23 protein-coding genes are annotated in these 26,316 nt (G+C 71.4%); 6 read left to right on the top strand and 17 right to left on the bottom strand.

Translation table 11 applies throughout. The features are described 5' to 3' along the window. Positions 1-88: 88 nt before the first annotated feature. Both ACLQ28_RS06840 and tmk read right to left on the bottom strand, forming a co-directional pair. Positions 89-1,369, bottom strand: a complete 1,281-nt coding sequence (locus ACLQ28_RS06840; RefSeq protein WP_425685311.1) for a DNA polymerase III subunit delta' — start codon at positions 1,367-1,369, stop codon at positions 89-91. After that, positions 1,369-3,432: a dTMP kinase gene (gene tmk, locus ACLQ28_RS06835; RefSeq protein WP_425685364.1), complete on the bottom strand. Its 2,064-nt coding sequence runs from the start codon at positions 3,430-3,432 to the stop codon at positions 1,369-1,371. Before tmk ends, ACLQ28_RS06840 begins: the two co-directional genes overlap by 1 nt. A 344-nt stretch (positions 3,433-3,776) precedes the next feature. Here tmk and ACLQ28_RS06830 point away from each other — a divergent pair, with 344 nt between their 5' ends. Beyond that, positions 3,777-4,982: an amino acid deaminase/aldolase gene (locus tag ACLQ28_RS06830; protein ID WP_425685310.1), complete on the top strand. Its 1,206-nt coding sequence runs from the start codon at positions 3,777-3,779 to the stop codon at positions 4,980-4,982. A gap of 36 nt (positions 4,983-5,018) precedes the next feature. Here the strand turns inward: ACLQ28_RS06830 and ACLQ28_RS06825 are convergent, their stop codons facing one another. Continuing rightward, the gene (locus tag ACLQ28_RS06825; protein ID WP_425685363.1) at positions 5,019-5,621 is read right to left on the bottom strand and encodes a TetR family transcriptional regulator; all 603 of its coding nucleotides are present in this window, start codon (positions 5,619-5,621) and stop codon (positions 5,019-5,021) included. 234 nt (positions 5,622-5,855) lie between these two features. Between ACLQ28_RS06825 and ACLQ28_RS06820 the strand changes: the two genes are divergently transcribed. After that, positions 5,856-7,172: a D-arabinono-1,4-lactone oxidase gene (locus tag ACLQ28_RS06820; protein WP_425685309.1), complete on the top strand. Its 1,317-nt coding sequence runs from the start codon at positions 5,856-5,858 to the stop codon at positions 7,170-7,172. A 60-nt stretch (positions 7,173-7,232) separates the two neighbouring features. On the opposite strand, the gene ACLQ28_RS06815 is transcribed toward ACLQ28_RS06820, so the two are convergent. The 7 genes from ACLQ28_RS06815 to ACLQ28_RS06785 form a co-directional block, all read right to left on the bottom strand. After that, positions 7,233-8,198, bottom strand: a complete 966-nt coding sequence (locus tag ACLQ28_RS06815; protein WP_425685308.1) for a DUF559 domain-containing protein — start codon at positions 8,196-8,198, stop codon at positions 7,233-7,235. A gap of 119 nt (positions 8,199-8,317) precedes the next feature. Further along, positions 8,318-11,182: a type I DNA topoisomerase gene (topA, locus tag ACLQ28_RS06810; RefSeq protein WP_425685307.1), complete on the bottom strand. Its 2,865-nt coding sequence runs from the start codon at positions 11,180-11,182 to the stop codon at positions 8,318-8,320. Positions 11,183-11,543: 361 nt separating this feature from the next. After that, a complete protein-coding gene (locus ACLQ28_RS06805; RefSeq protein WP_425685306.1) occupies positions 11,544-12,284 on the bottom strand; it encodes a hypothetical protein in 741 nt (246 codons plus the stop codon). Further along, complete coding sequence (locus tag ACLQ28_RS06800) at positions 12,275-12,817, bottom strand: hypothetical protein (protein ID WP_425685305.1); 543 nt, start codon at positions 12,815-12,817, stop codon at positions 12,275-12,277. The genes ACLQ28_RS06805 and ACLQ28_RS06800 overlap by 10 nt, the downstream gene beginning before the upstream one ends. A 101-nt stretch (positions 12,818-12,918) precedes the next feature. Further along, positions 12,919-15,279: a sodium-translocating pyrophosphatase gene (locus ACLQ28_RS06795; protein WP_425685304.1), complete on the bottom strand. Its 2,361-nt coding sequence runs from the start codon at positions 15,277-15,279 to the stop codon at positions 12,919-12,921. A 315-nt stretch (positions 15,280-15,594) separates the two neighbouring features. Further along, the gene (locus ACLQ28_RS06790; protein WP_124819720.1) at positions 15,595-16,032 is read right to left on the bottom strand and encodes an ATP-binding protein; all 438 of its coding nucleotides are present in this window, start codon (positions 16,030-16,032) and stop codon (positions 15,595-15,597) included. Continuing rightward, positions 16,029-16,385: an STAS domain-containing protein gene (locus ACLQ28_RS06785; protein ID WP_425685303.1), complete on the bottom strand. Its 357-nt coding sequence runs from the start codon at positions 16,383-16,385 to the stop codon at positions 16,029-16,031. Before ACLQ28_RS06785 ends, ACLQ28_RS06790 begins: the two co-directional genes overlap by 4 nt. Before the next feature lie 284 nt (positions 16,386-16,669). Between ACLQ28_RS06785 and ACLQ28_RS06780 the strand changes: the two genes are divergently transcribed. From ACLQ28_RS06780 to ACLQ28_RS06765, 4 genes are all read left to right on the top strand, one after another. Beyond that, positions 16,670-18,988: a DEAD/DEAH box helicase gene (locus ACLQ28_RS06780; protein WP_425685362.1), complete on the top strand. Its 2,319-nt coding sequence runs from the start codon at positions 16,670-16,672 to the stop codon at positions 18,986-18,988. 99 nt (positions 18,989-19,087) lie between these two features. Beyond that, a complete protein-coding gene (locus ACLQ28_RS06775; protein ID WP_425685302.1) occupies positions 19,088-19,291 on the top strand; it encodes a hypothetical protein in 204 nt (67 codons plus the stop codon). Between the two features lie 90 nt (positions 19,292-19,381). Continuing rightward, positions 19,382-19,960, top strand: coding sequence for a hypothetical protein (locus tag ACLQ28_RS06770; RefSeq protein WP_425685301.1), 579 nt, complete (start codon positions 19,382-19,384; stop codon positions 19,958-19,960). Positions 19,961-20,139: 179 nt separating this feature from the next. After that, entirely contained in the window at positions 20,140-21,054 is a 915-nt protein-coding gene (locus ACLQ28_RS06765) for a phosphotransferase family protein (protein WP_425685300.1), read from the top strand. Between the two features lie 19 nt (positions 21,055-21,073). Here ACLQ28_RS06765 and ACLQ28_RS06760 read toward each other — a convergent pair whose 3' ends face one another. The 7 genes from ACLQ28_RS06760 to ssd all read right to left on the bottom strand — a co-directional run bounded on the left by ACLQ28_RS06760 (position 21,074) and on the right by ssd (position 26,313). Beyond that, positions 21,074-21,415 (bottom strand): Rv3654c family TadE-like protein, encoded by a 342-nt coding sequence (locus ACLQ28_RS06760; protein WP_425685361.1) that lies wholly within the window; start codon positions 21,413-21,415, stop codon positions 21,074-21,076. 77 nt (positions 21,416-21,492) lie between these two features. Then, positions 21,493-21,888 (bottom strand): TadE family type IV pilus minor pilin, encoded by a 396-nt coding sequence (locus ACLQ28_RS06755; protein WP_425685360.1) that lies wholly within the window; start codon positions 21,886-21,888, stop codon positions 21,493-21,495. 47 nt (positions 21,889-21,935) lie between these two features. After that, positions 21,936-22,103, bottom strand: a complete 168-nt coding sequence (locus ACLQ28_RS06750) for a DUF4244 domain-containing protein (RefSeq protein WP_081883916.1) — start codon at positions 22,101-22,103, stop codon at positions 21,936-21,938. A gap of 22 nt (positions 22,104-22,125) precedes the next feature. Then, positions 22,126-22,764, bottom strand: coding sequence for a type II secretion system F family protein (locus tag ACLQ28_RS06745; RefSeq protein ID WP_425685359.1), 639 nt, complete (start codon positions 22,762-22,764; stop codon positions 22,126-22,128). Next, complete coding sequence (locus ACLQ28_RS06740) at positions 22,764-24,029, bottom strand: hypothetical protein (protein WP_425685299.1); 1,266 nt, start codon at positions 24,027-24,029, stop codon at positions 22,764-22,766. Before ACLQ28_RS06740 ends, ACLQ28_RS06745 begins: the two co-directional genes overlap by 1 nt. Next, entirely contained in the window at positions 24,002-25,213 is a 1,212-nt protein-coding gene (locus ACLQ28_RS06735; RefSeq protein WP_425685298.1) for a TadA family conjugal transfer-associated ATPase, read from the bottom strand. The genes ACLQ28_RS06740 and ACLQ28_RS06735 overlap by 28 nt, the downstream gene beginning before the upstream one ends. After that, positions 25,210-26,313, bottom strand: coding sequence for a septum site-determining protein Ssd (gene ssd, locus ACLQ28_RS06730; protein WP_425685297.1), 1,104 nt, complete (start codon positions 26,311-26,313; stop codon positions 25,210-25,212). The genes ACLQ28_RS06735 and ssd overlap by 4 nt, the downstream gene beginning before the upstream one ends. Positions 26,314-26,316: the final 3 nt, after the last annotated feature.

Raw genomic sequence — 26,316 nt, 5'->3', positions numbered from 1 at the left:
TGCCGCCACCGTCACCACGGCACACCGGACCGTACCGCACGGCAATCGGGCGTGTCGATGGCTGTGGACAACGGCCGGAAGCTGCGGGTCAGCCTTTCCAGAGGGCGAGCATCATCGCCTCGACCGCGATCCGCGGCTTGACGTTCGCCTCGATCGCCGCCCGGCAGGCGAGCACGGCTTCCAGCCGGCGCAGCGACCCCTCGGCGTCCCATTTCTGCGCGCCAGCGCCGGCCAGTGCGGCCGTGTCGGTGTGCACCGGGGCGACGGGCGCGCGCAGCGCCATGGTGAGCGCGTCCCGGTAGAAGCCGGCCAGGTCGACCAGCGCCCGGTCCAGTGCGTCTCGCTGGGCCCGGGTGGCGCGGGACTTCTGCCGCTTCTCCAGCTCCTTGAGCTGCCCGGCAGCACCCCGTATCGCGCCGGACGCACCCCGCCCGGTGCCGCCCGCGCCGAGCGCGGTCTCCAGCGCCGCCCGTTCGGCCGTATCGGCCTCGGTGACTGACGCCTCGGCTTCCGCCTCGGCTGCTTCGATAAGCGCGGATGCCGCGTCGAACGCCGCGCCGACGCCGGTCAACCGGCGTGGCACCGCGAGCACCGCCTCGCGCCGTTTGCGGGCCTCCGGGTCGCGGGCCAGCCTGCGGGCCCGCCCCACGTGCCCCTGCGCGGCCGCCGCCGCCCACTGCGCCACGTCGGGCGCGATGCCGTCCCGACGAGCCAGCACCTCGGCCACCGCGTCGGCCGGCGGCTGCCGCAGGGGTACGACGCGACAGCGCGACCGGATGGTCACCGAGATGTCGTCCGGGTGGGTGGAGGGGGCACAGAGCAGGAAGACCGTACGCGGCGGAGGCTCCTCGATCGCCTTGAGAAGCGCGTTGCCAGCGGCTTCGGTGAGCCGGTCGGCATCCTCGATGACCACCACCTGCCAGCGCCCGCCGGACGGGGTGCTGGCCGCCCGGAGCACCAGCGCCCGCATCTCGTTGACACCGATGGAGAGCCCTTCGGGCACCACCAGCCGGACGTCGGCGTGGGTGCCGCCCATCGTGGTGCGGCAGCCGGGGCACTCGCCGCAGCCGGTGCCGTGCACGCACTGCAGGGCGGCGGCGAACGCCCGTGCGGCGACCGAGCGGCCGGAGCCGGGTGGCCCGGTGAAGATCCAGGCATGCGTCATCCCGGCGGACGGATCCACCCCGCCGGGCGCAGCTTCGCCGATTGCGAGCCCTGACTCGACAGCGCTGGCCGGGCCGGCGGTGATCAGCGCTGGTGCCCGGTCGGCCGTGCCAACGCGCAGCACGACAGCCGCTGCGGCGGCGGCCCGGCGCAGCTCGGCCACCGCCTCGTCCTGACCGACCAGGTCGGCGAAGACGTCCGGCATCAGGTTTTGTGCTCCATCGTCACAAGCTCCGAGTCGGATAACTCAGGCTGCACCGAGGTGTCCGGGCCCTGTGCCGGCCGAGGGTGCACGATGCCGCCCGGGCTGCCGAGCATCTCCTCGACACGCCGGACCACCAGCCCGGTGAGCGTCTCGGCGGGCCGAGACGCGTCGAGGACCAGGTAACGCTTCGGGTCGGCGGCGGCGAGGTCGAGGAAGGCGTACCGGACGCGCTCGTGGAACGCGATCGACTCGGCCTCCAGCCGGTCGGTGCCGGTGTTGCGGGAAGCCACCCGGGACAGGCCGGTGCGCGGCTCGACGTCCAGCAGCACCACCAGGTCGGGCTTGAGCCCACCGGTGGCCCAGGAGGAGAGCCAGGACACCTCGTCGACGGGCAGGGTCCGGCCGGCGCCCTGGTACGCCAGGGACGAGTCGACGTACCGGTCGCTGATGACCACGCCGCCCCGGACCAGCGCGGGCCGGACCACGGCGGCCACGTGGTGTGCCCGGTCGGCGGCGTACAGCAGCGCCTCGGCCCGTGGCGAGGGCGCTTCGTCGCCGGACGTGTCCAGCACCAGTGACCGGATCCGCTGACCGACTGTGGTGGCCCCGGGCTCGCGGGTGACCACGACGTCGCGGCCCTGGCCGCGCAGCCGCTCGGCGAGCGCGGCCAGTTGGGTGGACTTGCCGGCTCCCTCGCCGCCCTCGAACACCACGAAGAGCCCGGCGGAGACGAACGGCTCGGAGGGCATCAGCGGACGGCCCCGGATCGAGCCCCAGAGGTCGGCGAGGACGGGAACGCCCTTCTTGTCGTCCATCTGGCCGAACGCGCTGATCCCGGCGAAGATGCCGGCGGCGCCAGCGGCAAGCAGCAGCAGCCGGGTGGAGGAGACGGAGATGCCGAGGTCAGCGATGGTCAGCTTGCGGGAGCCTCCGACGCCGACCAGCAGGCTGCTCAGCCCGATGGCCAGGATCAGCACCAGCCGGGTGCCGATCTGCACCACCGCGAAGACCCGACCGCGTACCTCGTCCTTGATCTCGCCGCCGAGCAGGGTGGTGCCGGCCAGGAAGGCCATTCCGGCACCGGCACCGACAAGGATCGCGCCGACGATCGCCATGGACAGGTGGATGGCGAAGGCGAGGGTCATCACCGCGGCGCTCGCCAGCACGATGCTCATGCCGAACCACCGGCGCCGGGACATCTCCTTGACGACCATCGGGCCGAGACCGATGCCGAGGGCCAGGCCGATGAAGATGGCGCCGAAGAGCAGGAAGAAGGCGGCGTCGCCGGCGCCGAGCGAGGCGGCGAAGAACTTGGCCGTGCCGATCACGATGCCGCCGCCGGCGAATGCGCCGAAGATGCCGAGCACCAGGCCGCGGACGAGCCGGGTCTGGCCGATGTACTTCCAGCCCTCGGCGAACTGGCGCCGCATGCCCTGCTCGGTGCGCTGCCGTTCGCCGGTCTGCGCCTGGCTGATCTCCTTGATCCCGAACGCCACCACGAGGGCGGTGGCCAGCCGGGAGAAGGAGTTGACCCAGAGCGCGAGCTGGGCGGGCTCCGCCCAACCGAGGTCGCCGCCGGCAACAATGGCCCGGACGCTGCGGTCGAGCGCCGCGGCCACCAGCGCCGCGAGGATCGGGGTGAGGCCGTACGTGGTGATCAGCGTGAGCTGGTTGGCCGCCTCCAGCCGGGCGCGCGGGATCAGGTTGGGGACCGCGGCCTCCTTGGCCGGGATCCAGATCAGGGTGATCGACTCGATCAGGAAGGTGGCGACGGTCGCCCACAGGACCACTAGTCCGCCGTTGGCGCCAGCCAGCGCCACGATCGGGATCGAGGCGAAGAGCACGAACCGCAGCAGGTCGCAGATGACCATCGTCCAGCGTCGGTCGAACCGGTCGGCCAGCACACCGGCGATCGGCCCGAGCACCAGCGCGGGCAGCAGCCGGATCGCGATGACGCCACCGAAGGCCGCACCCTTCGCGGTGCTGCCCTGGACCTGGGACGCGGCGAAGACCGACGTGGCCAGCAGGCCGAGCCAGTCGCCGAAGGACGCCGCGCCGAGCACGATCCAGAGCCGCCGGAACGGTTGGATGCGCAGCACCGAGCGAATAGCGGCGTAGCCGGACGGATCGACCTGACCGCCGCTGGACTGGTTAGCGGCGTTAGCCGACTGGTCCCCCGAGCGCGACACGCCGGGCGACTCGCCGCTGTTCTGGCTTTCGATGGCCGTACCTCCACGTGCCGGCCCATCGCTGGGCACCCCCGGTGGAACACTCTAGACCCGGTGGGGGGCCGCCCCACCGGCGACATTCTCCTGCTCGCTGAGCCTAGGCCGCCGAAGGCACCGACCGCAGCCCGGACGTACGCGAGGGTGTTTCGCATTCATCGTCGGACAGTTAGCGTGCTCACGTGGCCATCGAAAGCGACAAACTTCGCGATCGTCTGGATAGGGCGACCGCTCACCTCGACCCGCCGTACGCGGTGGTCGATCTCACCGCCTTCGACGCCAACTCGGCCGCCCTGGCCGAGCGCGCCGCCGCCAAGCCGGTCCGATTGGCGAGCAAGTCGGTCCGTGCCCGGGGGTTGATCAGCCGAGCTCTTGCCCGACCTGGCTGGCGAGGTGTGATGGCGTTCACCCTCCCTGAGGCGATCTGGCTGGTCCGGGCCGGCGTGAGCGACGACGTTCTGGTCGCGTACCCGAGCGTGGACCGCGCGGCGCTCGCCGGGCTGGCCGCCGACCCGACGCTCGCCGACGCGATCACCCTGATGATCGACGGCACCGGGCAACTCGACCTGATCGACGACGTCCGCGCCCCCGGGCAGCGCGCCGAGCTGCGGGTCTGCCTGGACCTGGATGCCTCCTGGCGACCGGTACGCGGGGTGCACGTCGGCGTTCGCCGCTCACCGGTGCACAGCGCCCGGGCGGCCGGCGAGCTTGCCGCCGCCATCACCCGCCGCGCCGGCTTCCGGCTGGTCGGCCTCATGTCGTACGAGGCGCAGATCGCCGGCCTGGGCGACGCGCCGCCGGGGCAGGCGCTGCTGGCTGGCGCGATCCGGCTGGCCCAACGCAGGTCGTACCGCGAACTACTGACCCGCCGGGGCGCGGCGGTCGCCGCGGTACGCCAGCACGCCGACCTGGAATTCGTCAACGGCGGCGGCACCGGCAGCATGGCCGCGACCAGCGCCGATCCCGCGGTCACCGAGATCACCGCGGGATCGGGCCTGTACGGGCCGACACTGTTCGACGCGTACCGCGCCTGGCAGCCCACCCCGGCGGCGTTCTTCGCCTGCGCGGTGGTCCGCCGGCCGACGCCGGAGCTGGCGACGGTGCTCGGCGGCGGCTGGATCGCCTCCGGCCCGGCCGCCGACAGCCGACTGCCCCGACCGTGGCTACCGACCGGGCTGAAGCTGGTCGGCACCGAGGGTGCCGGCGAGGTGCAGACCCCGCTGTCCGGTGCGGCGGCGGCCACCCTGCGCGTCGGCGACCGGGTGTGGTTCCGGCACGCCAAGGCTGGTGAGCTGTGTGAACGGGTCAACGAGCTGCACCTGGTCGAGGGGGACGAGGTCGTGGCGACCGTCCCCACCTACCGGGGTGAGGGACAGGCATTCCTCTGAGGCGTCGCCGCCCGCCCCGGGCCGGGGTGGGGCGGCTCAGGCGGGCTGGGCCGCCTCGGCATGTTCGGCGGTGGACCGGCCGCTGTCCGGGCCGTCGACCTGGCGGTGCAGGTACTCCCGGATCAGTGCCTTCGCCTCAAGCAGCACCCGCTCGTCGCCGTCGGACTTCCGACGGAACGCGAGCTTGATCAGCGCGTCCGCCGCCTCGACCGCGATCTCCAGGACGAACCGCAGCTTCGGTACGTCGGTGAGCCCGAAACGCTCGGTGAGCACCTGGGCCAACTGGTCGGCGATCACGCCGTTGTTGTCCCGCTGCTCGTCGAGCAGGTGCAGGTCGACCACGTCGCCGAAGTGCAGAGTACGGAAGCCGGGGACGGTGCGGTGCATCGTGATGTATTCGTCGATCCCCGCGTCGACGCCGTCCCACCAGTGGGTCATCTCGTCAGAGGCGAACCGCTCGTCGAGGCGCTGGAGGTAGGACTCCATCGTGCGCAGGGTCAACGCCTGCACGATCGCCCGCTTGTCCGGGAAGAACTGGTAGACCGACCCGATTGCCACTTCGGCACGCTCGGCGAGCAGGGTCGTGGTCAGCCCCTCGTACCCCACCTCGTCGACGAGTTCGGCGCAGGCATCCAACATGCGCTGCACCCGCGCGACACTTCGACCCTGCACCGGAACGCGGCGCAGCGGCCCGGTCGTGGCGGCTGGTGTGGACACTCGGCGCCACCCCCCTTCGACGGATGAACATATCTCCACGTCACGAGTCCGTGACTACCGGTACAACGAGCGGATCGCAATTGCGGTATTGCGGTATTTACCAGCCACAACGTTCCTGCTATGAAGTCACTTCATATTCATGAATGGGGAGCGCGCATGGTCGACACCGCACCGCTCAGCGCCAGATGGTCCAACTGGGCCGGCAACCAGCGTGGCAGCGCCACCGCGATCCTGCGCCCCGGCTCGCCGACGGACGTCGCAGAAGCCGTCCGATCAGCCGCCGCCGCCGGCGGTCGGATCCGCGTGATCGGCAGCGGCCACTCGTTCACCGCCGTCGCGCTCGCCGACGACCGCCGGATGGAGCTGTCCGAGCTGGAGACCTTGGTCAGCGTCGACGTCGCGAACCGGCTGGTCACCGTACCGGCGGGAATGACCCTGCACGCACTCAACGGCCTGCTCGCACGGAACGGTCTCGCGCTGCCCAACCTCGGTGACATCGACGCGCAGACCGTCGCGGGAGCGATCTCCACGGGCACCCACGGCACCGGAGCCGGCTACGGATGCCTGTCCACCTTCGTCGAGGCGATCACCCTGGTCACCGGCTCCGGCGAGGTGCTGCACTGTTCGGCCGACGAGCATCCGGACATCCTCACCGCCGCTCGGGTGTCACTCGGCGCGCTCGGCGTCCTGGTCGAGGTGACCCTGCGCTGCGTGGACGCCTTCGTGCTGCACGCCCACGAACGCCCGGCCGAGTTGGCCGACGTGCTCGGCGACCTGCCCGCGCTGATCGCCGGACACGACCACATCGAGTTCTACTGGTTCCCGTACACCACGCGGGTCCAGGTCAAGACCAACGACCGGGTACCCACCAACGACCGGCCACTGTCCCATTGGCGCGGCTGGTTGGACGACGACTTCCTCGCCAACACCGTCTTCGCGGGTGCCTGCCGACTCGGCCGGACCGTGCCGGCGCTGGCCCCACGGATCAGTGCGGTCTCCGTCCGCGCCCTCACCGAACGCCAGTACACCGGCCGCTCCGACCGGGTCTTCTGCACTCCGCGCCGGGTCCGCTTCGTGGAGATGGAGTACGGCCTGCCCCGTGAGGCGCTGCCCGAGGCGCTCGCCGCGCTCCAGCGGATCGTGGACGGGCTGCCGTTCAAGGTGCTCTTTCCGGTGGAGGTGCGATTCACCGCCGCCGACGACATCTGGCTCTCGCACGGCTACGGGCGGGACAACGCCTACATCGCCGTGCACCAGTACGTCGGCATGCCGTACGAGCCGTACTTCCGGGCCTTTGAGGAGGTGGCCACCGGGCTGGGTGGCCGCCCGCACTGGGGCAAGCTGCACTACCGCGATGCCGCCTCGCTGGCTGCGGCCTACCCCCGCTTCGCGGACTTCCAGGCCATCCGCGATCGCCTGGACCCCAATCGCGTCTTCAGCAATCCCCACCTGACCCACGTCCTCGGCGCCTGACGGCTTCTGTAGTAGATCTTGGAGGGAAAGCGCCCCTGGAGGGGCCGCTTCCTTCCAAGATCAGCCTGGCCAGCCTGCGGCTCGCAGGGCGGCGCGGAGTTGGGTGAGGACCTCGTCCGGTTTCGCCCGGAGGGCCCAGGCCGGGAAGCGCAGCAGGCGATCACCATCGACCCAGAGCGCGTTCTGACGGCACATGTCAGCCCACCAGGCACGCGGATCGAGATGCTGCCCACCGTCGATCTCGACGTGCACCCTCCACTGCTCGAAGTAGGCGTCCAGGTAGCGACGTCGCCCGGTCGAGTCGTAACGGATTTTCTGCCGCGTCGGCTCGGGGAGCCCCGCGCGACGGATCAGGCCCAGGAAGTCCAGCTCCGCCACCGAGTGAGACCCACCTACGGCGTCCGACGCCGTGGCCAGGATCAGCCGGCGACGGCGGACCCGGGGTAGGCGGTCGACGATCTGGTGCAGATCGTCGGAGGCCACGAGCCGTTGTTGGAATGCGGCGGCGACGATCCCCCGCGCCTCCTGGTCACCGGGTGCCCACTGGGCGGCGTCAACGATCGACCGAGCCGGCATGGTCCGCCGGGGCTGCCCGACGGCCAGCACGTCCTGATCCCGCAGTGTCACCGTCCGGTGCACCAACACACCGGGTGGCAACGACCCACGCCGGCAGGAAGCGGGCAGCAGAATGTGGACCGGGCGACCCGGGAAACCCCGGAGCCCTCCGGCCTGTGCTGCGGTCAGACCACCGAGGAGCGCCTGCGGCCCCGCGGCGAGGACAGCCGCCCACCGGAGCTGGTCGGCGCTGACCGGCCCGTTGTGGGCGACGAATACTGCCCGGTGAACCTGTCGCCACATCCCGGCCGCCACGCGATGTCGGATGGCCTTGGCTGACAGGTGCCGCCGCGCCTGGTCGAGGCTCAGCACGTCATCCTGGTGGAAAAGCAGCCAGGTCAGCTCATCCGCGTCATCGCTCGGCAGCCGGCGACCCCAGGCAGCCGTCGACGACGTCCTCCGGAGACTCATAACCGTCAAGTCTCCGCACGACCACCCAAGCCGGCCGCCCCTGTGGATAAGCGCCGAGATCTTGGAAGGAAAGTGCCCCTGGAGGGGCGGATTCCTTCCAAGATCTCGTTGGGTCGGGGCTACTCCGTGCTCGACGCGGCCTTGCGGGGGGCGGCCTTCTTGGTTGGCGTCGCCTTGGCTGTGGTCGCCTTGGCTGTGGTCGCCTTGGCTGGCGTGGTCTTCTTCGCGGCGGTGGACTTGGTGGCTGCGGCCGTCTTCTTGGTGGCCGCGGCCGTCTTCTTCGCGGGAGCCTTCTTCGCGGGAGCCTTCTTCGCCGCCGCCTTCTTACGCGGCGCCGGCCCCTTCGCCCGCTTCTCGGCCAACATCTCGGACGCTTCCTCGATGGTCAGCGCCTCCGGGGTCTGCCCGCGCCGCAGCGACGCGTTGACCTCCCCGTCGGTGACGTACGGGCCGAACCGCCCGTCCTTGATCACCAGCGGCTTCTCGGTCGCCGGGTCGACGCCCATCTCACGCAGCGGCGGTGCCGCGGCCCGCCGTCCCCGGGCCTTCGGGGCGGCAAGCAGAGCCAGCGCCTCGTCCAGGCCCACCGTGAACATCTGGTCTTCGGACTCGAGCGAACGGAACTCCTCGCCCCGCTTGACGTACGGGCCGTAGCGACCGTTGTTGGCGAAGATCTCGACGCCGTCCGGCGCGACACCGACCAGCCGGGGGAGGCTGAGCAGCTTGAGCGCCTCCTCCAGAGTCAGCGAGTCCGGTGTCTGCGTACGCAGCAGCGACGACTTCCGCTCGCCGCTGGACACGTACGGGCCGAACCGGCCGGACTTGAGCACGATCGGCTCGCCGGTCGCGGGGTCGTCGCCGAGCTTGCGCTCGCCGCTGCCGCCGAGGAACAGCTCGTGCACCTTCTCCGGGGTCAGCTCGTCCGGGGCCAGGCCCTCGGGGATCGGCGCCCGGTCGCCCTGGGTGCCGCCCTCCTCGCCCTCGGCAGCCGGTGTCGGCTGCTCGCCACCGGGCAACTCCCGCTGCAGGTACGGCCCATACCGGCCGACCCGCACGACGACCTCGCGGCCGTCGTCGTCGGTGAAGAGCGGGATGGAGTTGACGCTGCGGGCGTCGATGTCGCTGAGGTTCTCGGTGACCAGCTTCTTGAGCCCGCCGGAACGGGCGATGTCCTGGTCACCGGCACCGTTGGAGCTGCCGAAGTAGAACGCGGTGAGGAAGTCGACCGCAGCGTGGTCACCGCCGGCGATCTCGTCCAGCTCGTTTTCCATGGTGGCGGTGAAGTCGTAGTCGATCAGGCGCGGGTAGTGCCGCTCCATCAGCCCGATCACCGCGAAGGCCAGGAAGGTCGGGATCATCGCCTGGCCGCGCTTGGTGACGTACCCCCGGTCCTGGATCGTCTGCATGATCGACGCGTAGGTGGACGGGCGACCGATGCCCAGCTCTTCCAGGGCCTTGACCAGCGACGCCTCCGTGTAGCGCGACGGCGGCTGGGTGTGGTGGCCCTGCGCGGCCAACTCGTCGGCGGTCAGCGGCTGGTCCTTGACCAGGGTCGGCAGCCGGCGCTCGGCGTCCTCGGCCTCGGCGTTCTCGTCGTCGCTGGACTCGACGTACGCACGAAGGAAGCCCGGGTCCGTGATGGTCTTACCGGAGGCGCCGAAGTCGGCTTCCTCCGAGGAGGTGGAGACCGCGCGGATGCGCACCGAGACGCTGGAGCCGACCGCGTCGGTCATCTGCGAGGCGATGGTGCGTCGCCAGATCAGCTCGTAGAGCTTGAACTCCTCCGCGGACAGCTCCTTGGCCACCTCGCCCGGGGTGCGGAAGTTGTCCCCCGCTGGGCGGATCGCCTCGTGCGCCTCCTGCGCGTTCTTCACCTTGCCGGTGTAGCGGCGCGGCTCCGGCGGCACGCTGCGCTCGCCGTACAGCTCGACGATCTGCCGACGGGCCGCCGAGATGGCGGTCTCCGACAGGTTCACCGAGTCGGTACGCATATAGGTGATGTAGCCGTTCTCGTACAGGCGCTGCGCGGTGCGCATCGTCTGCTGCGACGACAGGCGCAGCTTGCGGGCCGCCTCCTGCTGCAGGGTCGAGGTGATGAACGGCGCGTACGGGCGGCGACGGTAGGGCTTCTCCTCGACCCGGGTGACGGTGAACGGCCGTCCCTCGAGTCGGGCCGCGAGACCCCGGGCACCACTCTCGTCCAGGTGCACGACACCGGCACCGGGCTTCACCCGACCCGTGGTCGGTTCGAAGTCCTTACCGGTGGCGATCCGGTCGCCGTTCAGGGCGATCAGGGTCGCGTTGAAGGCACGCGGGCCCTCGCCGGCGTTGGCCACTGCGAGGGTGGCCAGGATGTCCCAGTATTCGGCGGTGCGGAAGGCCATCCGCTGCCGCTCCCGCTCGACCACGATGCGGGTCGCCACCGACTGCACCCGGCCGGCCGAGAGCCTCGGCATGACCTTCTTCCACAGCACCGGGGAGACCTCGTAGCCGTAGAGCCGATCGAGGATCCGCCGGGCCTCCTGGGCGTCGACCAGGTCGCGGTCGATCTCCCGCGGGTTGGCCACGGCCGCCTGGATCGCCGGCTTGGTGATCTCGTGGAAGACCATCCGCTTGACCGGGACCTTCGGCTTGAGCGTCTCGACCAGGTGCCAGGCGATCGCCTCGCCCTCGCGGTCCTCATCCGTCGCCAGGAGGATTTCGTCGACTTCCTTGGCCAGCTTTATCAGCTTGCTGATCTGCTGCTTGCGGTCGGCGGAGACGACGTAGAGCGCGTGGAAGCCGTTGTCCACGTCCACCCCGAGCCGGGCCCAGGGTTCGCCCTTGTACTTGGCCGGCACGTCGGCGGCGTTGCGCGGCAGGTCGCGGACGTGACCGAAGCTGGCCTCCACGACGTACCCCGGGCCAAGGTAGCCCGAGATCGTCTTGGCCTTCGCCGGTGACTCGACGATGACCAGACGGGTGGTTCCAGCTTTGCTCGGCACGTCTCTCCCCGACCTCACTCCTGCTCGTGGCCTGCCGGCGCCCGGACAGCGACCGTATTCGACCCCGCCGTCGCACCGGCGGTCCGGATGTCCAACGTAACGCGCCGCCTGCGTTTCGGGTTTCGCGGGCCGCAAACCGCTCCGGCACGGCGGTCAACTCCCGCCCCGCCGCGCTCGGCAGTGCCGGACGGCGCCACCGTACACCGTGGGTAGGGCTCGAAGCGGGTCACTGTGACGATGGCGGACCCACGGCCGAGGTCCGACCCGCCCGTTTTCCGCCCGGATCGTCCCGCCGGCTGTCCGGCACCGGACACCCGACCGTCACCCCGGCGGGGTCGACGACCTGGGCGAAATGACCGGTTCAGGGTCGCGTCGGCCACGCGTCGGCAGGTGCCGTCGGAGGCGCTCCGCCGACCAACTCGGCGAGCCGGCCCAACCGTCGCCGGCCGGTGATCCGGTACGCCGGGCCGCCCTCACCTGGGCTGACCAGCGTGCCAGCGAGCCCGGCCGCGGCCAGCGCGACCCCGATCGGCTCCCAGCATTCCGCGTCGTCCACACCGAGCCGCAACAGGAAGCCGCCGGGTGGCTCCGGCGTCCCGGCGGCGGCGAGCCACAACCGCAGCCGCCGGCCGGTCAGGTGAAAGGTGGCCGGCGGGCGTTTCGCCTGCCCGTGCAGCCAGGCCGCCGCGAGCGGCTTCAAAACCCGCGTGTACGACGTACGCACGGCGTGTCGCTCGCCCTCGGTCGGCTCCCAGTTCGCCGCCAACCCGCGCGACGCCAGTTCGGCGACGAGCACATGCACCCGCCACGCGGCGTCCACCTGCACCGAGAGACGGGCGGTGCCGCCCATGCGCACCACCTCGCCGGGCCCGGCGAGTAGCCCGGCCAGGTCCGCGACCGTCGGTTCGGCCGCCTCCGCACCGAAGAAGACAAGCTGCCGGCCTGCGTCTTCGGTCTGCGCTGGGCCGGGCTGAGCCGACCCAGCACGGCGCCGCACGGTGCCGGATGTCGATGTGCCTGGTGTCGGCTCGCCGGGCTCGGGGGCGGGAAACAGCGCCGGTGGCTGCGCCGCCGGGGAATCGCCGAGCCCGCTCAGCGACACTCCGGCACCTCGTCGAAGGCCTGTTTCAGCTCCTCGGAGTTGAGCTTGCTGGTGTCCAACGCGCTGGCGTCGTACTCCGTGTTGAGGGTTGCCACCGCGGCCCGGACGCCGTCATAGAAGACGGTCGGTTCGCCGACGCCCAACCCGTCGATGGTGTCCCGGGCGCGGCCGTAGGCGTCCCGCATCTTCCCCAGTGAGCTGCGGAAACCGGCAGAGATGGCCTCACCGTTGTCGGTCTCCGGGACGCCAGCCTGCTCGACCTTGTGGCGCGCGGCCTCGCTGGCCTGCTCTGCCCCACCGAAGAGCCGCACCAGGTTCTCCTTGGCCTGCGCCGGCGTGGTCTGAGCGGACATCTGCTCGTCCGTGCTGCTTGTCAACTTGCTGATCTCGGACCGCCACGGGGTGAGCGCCCCGCAGACCGAGGCCGCCCAGGCCCGTGGGCTGGGGCCCCCGCCGCAGCCGGCAACGGCGACGACGATCGTGGCCAGGAGCACCGTGAGCTTTCCGGCGGCAGACGCCCGGCACGTACGCATGCGTTGCAGCGTACGGCCTTTGGGCAGGTGTGGCACCGGTCCGGACGGCCGGGGTCCCCGGTCGACGCGGACGTCGACCGGGGACCCCAACCAGTGCCGGGTCAGGCGTTGACCGTCTCCGGCCGGTGATCGGTGCTGCCCGCGCCGGTGTTGCCATCGACGTCGGAGTCGGACATCGCGATGCCCTTGCGCTTGCTGAACACCACCGACGCCACGATGATCAGCGTCGCGACCAGCGCGATGCCGACCCGCAGGCCGACGTTACGGTCGTCGCCGACGCTCCAGGCCACCACGGCGGGCGCGATCAGCAGCGAGACCAGGTTCATCACCTTGATCAGCGGGTTGATCGCCGGGCCGGCGGTGTCCTTGAACGGGTCGCCGACGGTGTCGCCGATGACCGTGGCAGCGTGCGCCTCGGAGCCCTTGCCGCCGTACGCGCCGTCCTCGACCATCTTCTTGGCGTTGTCCCAGGCTCCACCGGAGTTGGACAGGAAGACCGCCATCAAGGTGCCGGCACCGATCGCCCCGGCCAGGTACGCCGCGAGTGCGCCGGGCCCGAGGCCGAAGCCGACCGCGATCGGCGCCAGGATGGCGAGCAGGCCGGGGGTCATCAGCTCGCGCTGCGCGTCCCGGGTGCAGATGTCGACGACCTTGCCGTACTCCGGGCGCTGGGTGCCGTCCATGATGCCGGGCAGCTCACGGAACTGCCTGCGGACCTCCATCACCACGGCACCGGCCGAGCGGGACACCGCGTTGATGGCGAGCCCGGAGAAGAGGAACACCACAGCCGCACCGATGATCAGGCCGACCAGGTTGCGGGGGTTCGCCACGTTCAGCGAGTTGAGGATCTCCGTCCCGACGTCGCCCACGCCGGCGTCCGCGTACGCGGTGGTGAGCGTGTCGGTGTACGAGCCGAACAGCGCGGTCGCGGCGAGCACAGCCGTGGCGATCGCGATGCCCTTGGTGATCGCCTTGGTGGTGTTGCCGACCGCGTCCAACTCGGTCAGCGTGCGAGCGCCGTGCTCGTCGATGTCGCCGGACATCTCGGCGATGCCCTGGGCGTTGTCGGAGATCGGCCCGAAGGTGTCCATCGCGACGATCACGCCGACCGTGGTGAGCAGGCCGGTGCCGGCCAGTGCCACCGCGAACAGCGACAGCGTGATGGAGCTGCCACCGAGGAGGAACGCCCCGAAGACACCGGCGCCGATCAGCAGCGCCGAGTAGACCGCGGACTCCAGACCAATGCTGATGCCGGCCAGGATCACCGTCGCCGCACCGGTCTGCGAACTCTTGCCGATGTCCTGCACCGGTCGCCGGTTGGTCTCGGTGAAGTAGCCGGTCAGCGCCTGGATCGCGGCGGCCAGCACGATGCCGATCACCACCGCGCCGATGGCCACCAGCCGCGGGTTGCCGGATGCGTCGGTGAGCCCGTCGTCGAACTCGCCGAAGGTCGCCGGCAGGTACGCGTAGGCGGCGATCGCCACCAGCACCGCAGAGAGCACGGCCGAGAGGTAGAACGCCCGGTTGATCGCGGTCAGGCCACTACGGTCGGACGCGCGCAGCCGGGTGATGAAGACGCCGACGATCGCGATCAGCACGCCGATGGTGGAGATGATCAGCGGGAAGACCAGGCCCTCCTCGCCGAACGCGGCGCGGCCGAGGATCAGCGCGGCGACAAGCGTCACCGCGTACGACTCGAACAGGTCGGCGGCCATGCCGGCGCAGTCACCCACGTTGTCACCGACGTTGTCGGCGATGGTGGCGGCGTTGCGCGGGTCGTCCTCGGGGATGCCCTGCTCGACCTTTCCGACCAGGTCGGCGCCGACGTCGGCGGCCTTGGTGAAGATGCCGCCGCCGACCCGCATGAACATCGCGAGCAGCGCGGCACCGAAGCCGAAGCCCTCCAGCACGGTCGGCGCGTCACCCCGGTAGACCAGGACGACCAGCGCCGCACCGAAGAGGCCGAGGCCGACGGTGAGGAAGCCGACGACACCGCCGGTCCGGAACGCGATCTTCATGGCCGCTTCGCGGCCACCTTCCCGCTCCCTCGCGGCGGCAGCCACGCGCAGGTTGGCGCGGGTGGCCAGCCACATGCCGGCACCGCCGATGAACGCGCTGAACAGGGCGCCCAGCACGAAGAAGAGGGAACGACCGATCTTCACCGCGGTCTCGCTGCCGTCGGTGTCGTGCACCGGCAGCAGGAAGAGCAGCACCACGGCAATGACGACGAAGATCGCCAGAGTACGGAATTGGCGGAGCAGGTAGGCCGAGGCGCCCTCCTGGACCGCCCCCGAGATCTCCTGCATTTTGATGGTGCCCTTGCCGGCGGCCAGCACCGTTTTTGTGAGGGCGGCAGCGAAACCGAGCGCCACCAGCGCGACAACCGCGGCGATGACGACGTAGGTGACATTGCTTCCGGTAAGGGAAAGCCCGCCGCCGTCGGCGGCCAAGGTCTCGGACATCTGTGTCCTCCTGTTACCGAACACTCGCGCCGGTGAGTGGAGACGCACCGACCGGCGCCTGAATGCGGACTCGCAAGCGCGCGCCAACCCACTCCAGCGGACCAGCGATGAACACCCATACCCGCTGGCTGCGGGATGGATCACTTGCTGACAACCCGGGTACTGTAGCCCTCCACAGTGTCGGAGGTCACACGCAGGTGCCACCGTGTCGCGATGATCTTCGTCGCTGTGTTATGAAACGAAATCTGATATAGGGCCCCGTCCATGAAAAAAGGCCGCATCCCCAGGGGGATGCGGCCTACGAACCAGTTTCGGTCAGCGGCCGACCGGCCACACCATCCGCACCTCGGTGCCGACGCCCTCGTCGACCGGACGCACCTGCAGGTCCTCGACGAAGCCTGCGAGCAGCGCGAACCCGACACCCGTCGTCAGCGCCTCATCGGTGAGCGCCTCGTTGGCCAGCTCGTCCGGCGGCAGCGCGGTCAGACCGATGCCAGCCTCGATCGGTGCCCGGTCCACCACCCGCACCGCGTACGAGCCACCGTCGGACATCTCCACCAGCACCGGGTCGGCCAAGCCGTACTGCCGGTGCAGGGCCACCGCCCGGGTGCACGCCTCGCCGATGGCCAGACGCACCTCGTCCAGCAGGTCCTCCCGGACCCCGGCACGCCGGGCGACGGCAACTCCGACCAGCCGCGCGGTGCGGACGTGCACTGGCGCGGGCGAGAACGAGAGCTTCACGGTCGCCATCACGCGCTGGCGCCCGCCGGGTCGGCGCTGATCGCCGCGTCGACCGTCGGATGCAGCGGGAACACCTGGTCCAGTGCGGTAATCCGGAAGATCTTGAGCAGTGGCTCCTTGTCGCAGACCAGGGCGAACGAACCGCCGGCCGAGCGGAGCCGCTTTAGCGCGCCGACCAGCACGCCCAACCCGGTGGAGTCGAGGAAGTCCACCCGACCGAGGTCGACCACCACGTGATGGGCACCACTATCGATCAACTCGAGGAGTCGTTCGCGGAGCCGGGGCGCGGTGTAGACGTCCACCTCACCACCGACCTCGAGCACCGTGTGCTTGCCCACGGTGCGGGTCGCCAGCGACAGCTCCATCGGTCCTCCTCGCCAGAGCCGTAAACTCTCGTGGGCATCTAACCACTTCCGCCGGTGCGGCCTGCGGACGCCAGCGACGGCTTCCTCTTACCCCCCGGCCCGACTTTTCATCTCCGAACACCAGTGCGAGAGTGCAGGGCGTGACCTCCAACGACTTCAGCTCGGCGCGTCACACGCCGCGCCCAGACCTGGAGTCGTCGCCCGCGGCAACCGTATCCGCTGGTCCCGGCCCTGGGCCATCGCCGACGGACCTTGGTCCCGGCCCTGGGCCATCGCCGACCGACCTGCTGCGCCGGCTGCGGGCCCGGGGCGCCGCCGACCCGGTCACCCACGTCGAGCGGGTGCCGGCCCGCGCCGGCGTGCCCGCGCCGTGGCCGACGTGGGCGCCTGCGGAGCTGCGAGCGGCGTTCGCCCAACGCGGCGTGGTCGCGCCCTGGCAGCATCAGGCCGAGGCGGCCAACCTGGCGTACGAGGGCGAACATGTGGTGGTCGCCACCGGCACCGCGTCCGGCAAGTCACTGGCGTACCAGCTCCCGGCCCTGGCCACCCTGCTCGCCGACCCCCGGGCCACCGTGCTCTATCTGGCGCCCACCAAGGCGCTCGCCGCCGACCAACTGCGGGCCGTCGCCGCGCTCGAACTGGAGGGGGTACGCCCAGCCTGCTACGACGGTGACACTCCGCGCACCGAGCGGGAGTGGATCCGCCGACATTCCCGGTTCGTGCTGACCAACCCCGACATGCTGCACCACGGCATCCTGCCCGGGCACGCCCAATGGTCCGGTTTCCTGCGTCGACTCGCCTACGTGGTGATCGACGAGTGCCACACCTACCGGGGCGTGTTCGGCTCGCACGTGGCACACGTGCTGCGTCGACTGCGTCGGCAGTGCGCCCGGTTCGGAGCCACCCCGGTGTTCGTGCTCGCCTCGGCGACCTCCGGTGACCCGGCGACCGCGGCCGGGCGGCTGACCGGCCTGCCGGTGACGGCGGTCACCGAGGACGCGTCACCGCGCGGCGGGGTGACCTTCGCGCTCTGGGAGCCGCCGCTGCTACCACCAGACTCCTCGGCCCCCTCGGCGGTGCCCGCGCAGGCGACGGGTGGGCACGATGCTGAGACCGACCTCATCCAGGTCCGCCGGTCGGCGCTTCGCGAGACCGCGGACCTGCTCGCCGACACGGTCGCCGAGGGAGTACGCACACTCGCGTTCGTCCGCTCCCGCAAGGGCGCCGAGGTCGTGGCGGCAAGTGCCCGCCGGGCGCTGGACGACGCGGTGCCGGGGCTCGGCGACCGGGTCGCCGCCTACCGGGGCGGCTACCTGCGCGAGGAGCGGCGCGAGCTGGAACGGGCGCTGCTGCACGGCGACCTGCTCGGCCTGGCCTCCACCAACGCGCTGGAGCTGGGCGTGGATCTGGTCGGGCTGGACGCGGTCCTGATCTGCGGTTACCCGGGCACCCGGGCGTCACTGTGGCAGCAGGCGGGCCGGGCCGGGCGTTCCGGGCAGGAGGCCCTCGCCGTTCTGGTGGCCCGGGACGACCCACTGGACACCTACCTGGTGCACCACCCGGAGGCGATCTTCGGTGCGCCGGTCGAGGCGACGGTGCTCGACCCGGCCAACCCGTACGTGCTGGCACCGCAGCTCGCCTGCGCTGCCGTCGAGGCACCGCTCACACCGGCCGACCTGGTGCTCTTCGGCGACGGGGCGAAGGAGGCGGTCGACGAGTTGGTAGCGGCCGGGGCGCTGCGGCAGCGGCCCACCGGCTGGTACTGGCGGCACCGGGAGCGGCCCGAGGTAGACCTGCGTGGTGAGGGCGGCGCCCCGATCGCGGTGGTGGAGTCGTCGACCGGCCGGCTGCTCGGCACGGTGGACGGCGGCTCGTCGCACTTCCTGCTCCACCCCGGCGCGGTCTACCTGCACCAGGGAGTCTCGTACGTGGTCGACGATCTCGACCTAGCCGACGGCTGTGCGCTGGTGCACGTCGAGGAGCCGGACTGGTCCACCCACGCCCGTGACGTCACCGACCTGTCGGTGGTGTCGGTGCGTTCCTACGTGGACGCCGGGCCGGTCGGCATGTTCCTCGGCGAGGTGGACGTGACAAGTCAGGTGGTGTCGTACCAGCGGCGGCGGATCGCCACCGGCGAGGTGATCGACACCCGACCGCTCGACCTGCCCACCCGGGAGCTACGGACGGTGGCTGTCTGGTTCACCCTGTCGCCGCAGTCGTTGGCTCTTGCCGGGGTCAAGTCGGCCGACGTGCCGGGTGCGCTGCACGCTGCCGAACACGCCGCGATCGGCCTGCTGCCGCTGATGGCCACCTGCGACCGGTGGGACATCGGCGGGCTCTCCACGGCGGTTCACCCGGATACCGAGGCGCCGACCGTCTTCGTCTACGACGGGCACCCGGGTGGCGCCGGGTTCGCCGAGCGGGCGTACGGGACGGCGTCGGCGTGGCTGCGGGCAACCCGGGACGCGATCGCCGAGTGCGGCTGTGAGACCGGCTGCCCGTCCTGCGTGCAGTCGCCGAAATGCGGCAACGGAAACAACCCGCTCTCCAAGCCGGACGCCATCCGGGTGCTCGACGTGGTCTTGGCGAACCTGCCCGAGTAAGCGGGTTGCATGAATCGGCATGGCACGGGGCACAATGATGTGGGAGCGCTTCCATCGATGCCCATGCTGCTGATCACCCCCCGCCCCCGAGGAGGAGCCGTGGCCGACACCATCGCCGAGACCGTCGACCTGCTCTACACCATCGACCAGGATCAACTCACCCTCGACCAGCAGATCGCGCTTGGGTCCGCGCTGGCTGCCCTGGCCCAGGCGGAACGTCTGGAGCAGATCAACGAGCAGCTACGCGGCATCCACCAGGTCCTCAACGGATGGGCGCTCCGCGCCACAGTCGACGGCCACTGACCTCCGGCCGGGAGGGCGGGCAAGAGCGAGCCGACAACAAGTGTCGGGCTGTGCGAGACTCCGGCGGAGCAACCCCCCTTAGGAGTTCACATGCAGCTCGACAACTTGCAGAGCCAGCACCAGTTCTACGTCCGCCAGCGACTGCGCATGATGGTCAACCAGTACGAGGTCCGGACGGTCTCCCCGGACGGCACCGAGGGTGAGCTGCTGGCGTTCGCGCAGCAGAAGCGGCTCGCCTTCAAGGAGCAGGTGACGATCTACACGGACGACACCAAGCAGCAGCCTCTGCTCGGCTTCAAGGCCCGCCAGCGCATCGACCTCGGCGCCACGTACGACGTGACCGACGCGGCCGGTAACCCGATCGGCCTGTTCCGCAAAGACTTCGCCCAGTCGCTGCTCCGGTCCACCTGGCACGTCGAGCAGGACAACCTGCCGCAGGTCACGGGCCAGGAGCGCAGCCTGCCGGTGGCTCTGCTGCGCCGGTTCGTCGACTCGCTGTCCTGGCTGCCGTACCACTTCGACTTCACCGCCGGTGGCCAGCCGATCTTCACCGTGGTGAAGAAGTGGGGCCTGCGCGACAAGTACATCGTCGAGGTGCAGCACCCGCAGATCGACCGCCGCCTGGTCATCGCGATGGCCGTCGCCCTCGACGCGCTCCAGGCCCGCTGACAAACCGACCCCACCCTCGGCCGCTGGCGGGTACTCCACGCCCGCAGGCCGCAACCGGCCCGGCCCGTGTGCTGTCCACTCCTCCCACGGTCTGGTGCAAGATCCGCGCATCTACAGGGAAAGTGCTGTCTCCAGGACGCCCGAGGCAGCACTTTCCCTGATGTTGTGCGGATCAGGAGATGGGCGGGGCGGTCGGGCGGCTGAAGTTGCTCGACGAGGTTCCCTGCCCTCGTAGGATTTCCGCCATGGCTTTCGGACGCGCCAATCTGTCGACGCGGCAGCGAGCCCTGTTGGATCAATGGCTTCCCAGTGCGATCGTCGAGAAGGACCACAGCTGGGGCCTGGTGCAGACGACGGTTCTGGAGATGACGTACGCCGGGTCACGATTCATCGTCAAAGCCGGCGGTGACGATGACCACCACGTCGAACGCGAACTGCGTGCCCATCTCAACTGGCTGAGTCCCTGGACCAGCCTGGGCCGCGCACCGGTGCTGGAGTACGGCGATTCGGAGGCGAAGCTCCTCGTCACGAGATATCTGCCGGGTGAGCTGGTGCTCGGCAGCGAACACGCTGACGTTCCCGCGACCTACCGGGAGGCAGGCGAACTCCTCGCGCTGCTCCACGCACAGACCCGCATCGCCGACGCCGACTACGAGAAGCGGGAGAACGAAAAGTCACTCACCTCTCTCGGCGGCCCTCACCGAATCGCTACGAGCACGGTGGAACGGTTGCGCGCCGAGATCACCAGCTGGCCGACGCCGGAGGCTCTGCTCGTGCCGACTCACGGAGACTGGCAGCCCCGGAACTGGCTGATCCACAACAACATCGTCGGCATCATCGACTTCGGTCGGGCGTCGATGCGTCCCGCCTACACGGACTTCACCCGGCTGTCCGCCCAGGAATTCCGCCGCGATTCGAAGCTTGAGAGAGCGTTCCTCGATGGGTACGGGTTCGATCCGCGCCAGACGCCCGCGTGGCACCGCAATCGAGTCCGTGAGGCAATCGGCACGGCAGCCTGGGCCTACCGGGTCGGCGACGAAGCGTTCGAAGCCCAAGGGCACCGAATGATCGCTGAGGTTCTCGCGCCGGCCTAACGCGCACCGGGCTGCCTACTCAGCCACGCACCGGCCCGGCGCGGGCCGTTGACGCCGCGACCCGAGTCAGGCCAGGGAGCGGTGTGAACGCCACCTCGACGGTCACCAGCAGATCCAGCCCGTCGAGGCGACAGTCGACCAACCGGGCACCGTTGCGGCCGGCGATGTCGGCAGCGGACGCACAGGCCATCGCGTCCCCGTCGAATGCCCGGGCGGCTCCGGCCAGCGCGCCGAGATCGGCTGCCACCGTCGCCCGCTGACCCGCCATCCCAGCTGCGGCGACAGCGGCGCCGAACGTCCCGAACAGCACGAGGACCAGCCCTATCGCCAGCAGCAGGACAGTCGCACCACCTCGCTCCATGTCCGGCCGTGCATTATCGAGCCGCTCGGCGTTCAGACCGTGGCGGCGGCGCAGTGGCCGTAGGTCAAGTCGTCGCATCACCAACTCCCCTCGTCAGCGCCGGGCTCCACGGCTGCGACGGCAGTGGCGACCACGGTGATCCGCGGCAGCCGGCCGCCCAGTGTGCGGACGGGCGCGCGTACCGTCGCCTGAGCCCGGCCGCCGTCGATGGACACCGACACCTCCGCCCCTGGCGGGGCTGCGCGCCCGCTGCCCGCGCTGCCTTCGGCGCCCCGGGCGGCGGCCAGCGCCGCCTCCCGGGCCGCGTGCAGGCAGCTCGCCTGGGCGCTGACGGCGTTGACCGCAGTCAGGCTGGCCAGCAGGAGCAGGAGCAGCGCCGGCAGGCCGGCCGCCAGTTCAGCGGTGAACGACCCCCGGTCCCCGTCAGCGGGCTGGTCGACGGCGCGGAATCTCCGCCCACGGCCCGCCGCCAGCCCAGGAGTGGCAGACCGTGGCTCGCGGCCGGCCCACCGGCGCCCGATCACTTCAGCGCCCGGTCGATGACAGCGGTCAGCGCCGACTGGACGTTGCCGGAGGTCAGAACCTTCAGCAGGATCCCGGCGAAGGCAACCGCGGCGAGCGTGCCGACGGCGTACTCGGCAGTGTTCATCCCGGCGTCGCCGCGCAGGCGGGCGATGAGTTTGCGCATGGCTGTTTCCCTTCTCGATGGGTCAGAGCACGTCGCCGAGAACGGCGACGATCACCGGCACCAGGCCGGCGAGAATGAACGCCGGCAGGAAGCAGAGCCCCAGCGGCAGGACGATGAGCACGCCCGCCCGGCGGGCTGACGCCTCGGCAGCGGTGGCCCGGTCGGCGCGCAGGTCGTCGGCGAGCCGGGTCAGTGCACCGGCCAGGGCGGCACCGCTGTTGGCCGAGCGCAACGCCGCTGCGGTCAAGCGCTCCGCGCCGGGCACCCCGTCCAGCGCGGACCACGCCTCCGCCGGGCCGCCGCCGAGCAGCAACGTGCGGCCGACCCGGGCCAGCCGGCCGGCGAGTGGTCCGTTCAGCGCCTCGGCGACGGCCAGCACCGAGCGATCCACCGGGGCGCCCGCTCGCATCGCGGCGGCCAGCAGGTCGACAGCGAGCGGCAGGTCGACGGCCTCCTGAAGCCGCCGTCTGCGCACTCCCGGCGGCTCGATCCGCCGCAGCAGGAAATCCAGCAGGAACGCGGTCGGGACCGCGCCGAGCAGCCCGAGCCAGCCCTCGATGACCACGGCCACGGCAAGCCCGCCCAGCGCCGCGGCGAGCCGGATCGCGTCCGGCCGCCGCCCACCGGCGAGGCTGCGTCGGCTCGCTGGGCCCCGATGCATCACCCGGCCCGCCCCGGCGTCGCGCCAAGCCGTTCTGCCCAAAGGAGGCCCACGACCTGCAGGGCGACCGCGAGAACCGCACAGGCTCCACCGACCGTGCTGTGCAGGAGCACCGCCACGGGGTCGACACCTATCCCGTAGCCGAGGCCGATCCCGCCGATCGGCAGGGCCGCCAACAGCCAGGCCGTGGCACGGGCGCCGGCTGCCTGGGCCGCTGCGGCCGCCAGACCCCGGTCGGTCGCCCGAGCGTCCGCCTCGATTCGCTCGACGAGTTCCGCCAGCGGTGCGCCGGTCCGGTCAGCCAGTCGCACTGCCGCCGTGGTCAGCTGGCGCAGCCGGTCCGACCCGTCCCGCCCAGCGGCGGCGGCCGCGACCGCGTGCTGGACGGGCAGGCCGGCCCGGAGGTCCGCCGCCAGGCCACACAGTTGGTCCAGCCCATGTCGTCGGCTTCGCTCGGCGCTCCGGTTGAGTCGCCACCGCAGCACGGCCCGCACGGCCAGCGCGCCGTACCCACCCAGCGCTACGGCGGCCACCGGGCCTCCAACCACGGCACCGACGCCCCCTCCCAGCAGACCGACCAACGGCAGCACACGCCGCGCCGATAGTGAGACGCGCTCCGGTGAACCCGCGCTCGGCTCGCCGGCCGTCAGGTCGACCGAGCCGACGAACCGCTCGTCACCGCGAACGACACCCCCGGCCCCCTCGGCCGTAGCAGGCCCGGACGTGTCGCCCAGGCAGCTCATTTCGACACCGCCGCTGTCGATCGCGACCACGGATGTGCCACCCTGCGGTGTCGCGTCCAAGGTCGTGGCCGCCTGCCCGGCGGCGCTCGGGCGCCGGGGGTCCCGACGGATCGGCGGGCGGCTCGGGCCCGCCGGACGCGTCGACCCCATCGACCCACCCGCCGCCCCGGGCCAGCCCTGCCTGCCGGTGACGTCCCGGCTGGGCCAGCCGAGCGCCGTCCGTCTCCCGTTCGAACCCGCAATGGTTTGCGGCTGATACGGGACGCCGGCCAGCTGACCCGGAGTCGGCGAGTCACCTGCCCCGTCGGTCGGCCCGTCGGGCGTACGGCCGAGTTCCCGGATCCACTCCACGAGCACGTCATCGGGGTCGACGACGCCACTCGCACGCCCCGTCGCCAGCACGCGGCGCCGGCGGGCCCGGATGCTGTGCACGGGCCACGCCACCAGGGTGGCGGCGACCAGGAGCAGCGCCGCCACCAGCACCGTCCCGCCGGTCATGCCGGGCCCGCCGATCCGGGCCACGGCTCGCTGAGGATCGGCGGCACCGCCACCCCACGCTCCCGTAGCAGCGCCCCGAGTGCACGGGCGGCCAGCCCGAGCCCGCGGCCGCGCACCCAGGCGGGCACCACGGTCACCAACCGTTCCGGCCCTTCGGGCAGCAGTAGGCAAACCGATTCGAGCACCCGGCCCCGATCACCGCGCCGGACCTGGAACAGCACCTGCAATGCCGCCGCCACCTGGGCGTGCAGCGCGGAGCGGGGAAGCCCACCCAACATGCCCAGCGCCTCCAGCCGGGCCGGAACATCGGACGGGGTGTTCGCGTGCAGCGTGCCAGCGCCCCCGTCGTGGCCGGTGTTGAGCGCGGCCAGCAGGTCGACCACCTCACCGCCCCGGCATTCCCCGACCACCAGCCGGTCCGGGCGCATCCGCAATGCCTGCCGGACCAGGTCGCCGAGGCTGACCACGCCCGTTCCCTCCACATTGGCGGTCCGCGCCTGGAGCCCCACCACGTGCGGGTGCCCCGGACGCAGCTCGGCGGCGTCCTCCACCAGCACGATCCGCTCGGTGGCCGGCACCATCCCCAGCAACGTGTTGAGCAGGGTCGTCTTGCCCGACCCCGTGCCCCCCGTCACCAGATACGCCAGCCGGGCAGCGACGACGGCGGCGAGCAGCGGTGCCACCGGACGCGGCACCGTCCCGTGCCGCACCAACTCGTCGAGGGTGAACGGCCGGTGCCGGAAGGTCCGCAGGGACAGGTAAGGCCCCTCGGTCGCCACCGGCGGCAGCACGGCGTGCAGCCGAGTGCCGTCCGGGAGCCGGGCATCCGCGTACGGAGAGCCGTCGTCGAGCCGCCGGCCAGCGCTGGCGATCAGTCGCTGCGCCAACCGGCGTACGTCCTCCATCGAGCCCACCGGCACCGCGACCTGCTGTAGCCCCGAGCCACGGTCGACCCAGACCCGGGTCCCGTTGACGAGAACGTCAGTGACCTCCGGGTCGGCGAGCAGTGGGGCCAGCGGCCCGGCGCCGACGAGATCGTCGTGCACCCGGTCGGCGATCCGCAGCACGGCGGTGTCGCCGAGCACCGCGGCGTTTGGCTCGGCCCGTACGGCGGAGACGATCGCCGCCGGTGTCACCGGAGTGGTGGCGGCGGCAATCCGTTGCCGCACCCGGGCGGCGAGGGTGCCGTCGGCCGGCTGGCCGGTCATGCCGCACCCGTCGCGGGCACACCGGTCAGGTCGGTGACGATCCGTTGGCAGAGGGCCGCCAGTGGACCCTTGCCCCCGGCGGCCGGCGCCTCGCCTCGTTCCAGCCCACGGCAGAGCCCCGGCTCGGGGCGCAGCGTGCCAGCCAGGGGTAGCCCGAGCGCGCGTGCCACCTCGGTGGCGCGCAGCCGGCCCGGGGCGGGCCCGCGCACCACCACCGAGAGCGCAGCGCAGTGCGGGGCGGCTGCGGCCACAACCCGGGCGGCCGCTGCGGTGGCACGCAGCTCGGCGGGGACAACGACAAAGGCCTGGTCGGTCGCCTGCAACGCCACCAAGGCTGCGTCATCCAACTGTCGGGGCAGGTCGACCACCACGAAGTCTCGCCCACGCCGGGCGGCGTCGACGGTCGCCGCCATTGCCGCCGCCGGCAACGGCAGCATCTCGCCGCGGTCCCAAGAGAGGACCACCAGGTCACCTCGGCTGGGTAGGGCCTGCACCAGCGCCGGAGCGTCCACTCGTCCGTCGGCACCGGTGAGCGACGGCCATCGCAAACCTTCCAACTGCTCCCAGCCCAGCACGAGGTCGAGGCCACCGCCGAGCGGGTCGGCGTCGACCAGCAGGGTGCGCAACCGGGCCCGGGCGGCAGTCACGGCAAGACCACCGGCGAGCACACTCGCGCCTGCACCGCCCCGACCACCGAACACCGCGACGACCCGGGCGCCGACGCCGTCCGAACGGTCCGGACCGTGTTCGGCGAACCGATCCACAAGCCACGGCTCTGCGGCGGGCAGCATGGCGACGTGCTCAGCCCCGATCAGCTCGGCGATCTGCCAGCCGGGGTCGAACTGACCAGCCCGGCCAACCAGCACCAGCCGAGGCCGCTGCGGCATCCGGGCACGCAGACACGACTGCGCCTGGTCGGCGCCGAGCAGGACCAGCGGCGCGGTTTGCCAGCGGGTACGGGCCGCTGCCGGGTCGGCCGCGAGCTCCACCTCGGTGCCGCCGGCAGCGGCGAGCCGGAGCACATCGTCGAGTAGATCTTCGTCGCCGGTGACGACCAGCGGAAGCCGGCGGATCGGCGGAACCGAGGTACGGGATGGCATCGC

The organism is Micromonospora sp. DT201, assembly GCF_049841575.1.
In the GTDB taxonomy this organism is placed as follows: Bacteria; Actinomycetota; Actinomycetes; order Mycobacteriales; family Micromonosporaceae; genus Micromonospora.
Note: the sequence above shows the minus strand (reverse complement) of the source record. Positions and strands in the feature narration are given on the sequence as shown.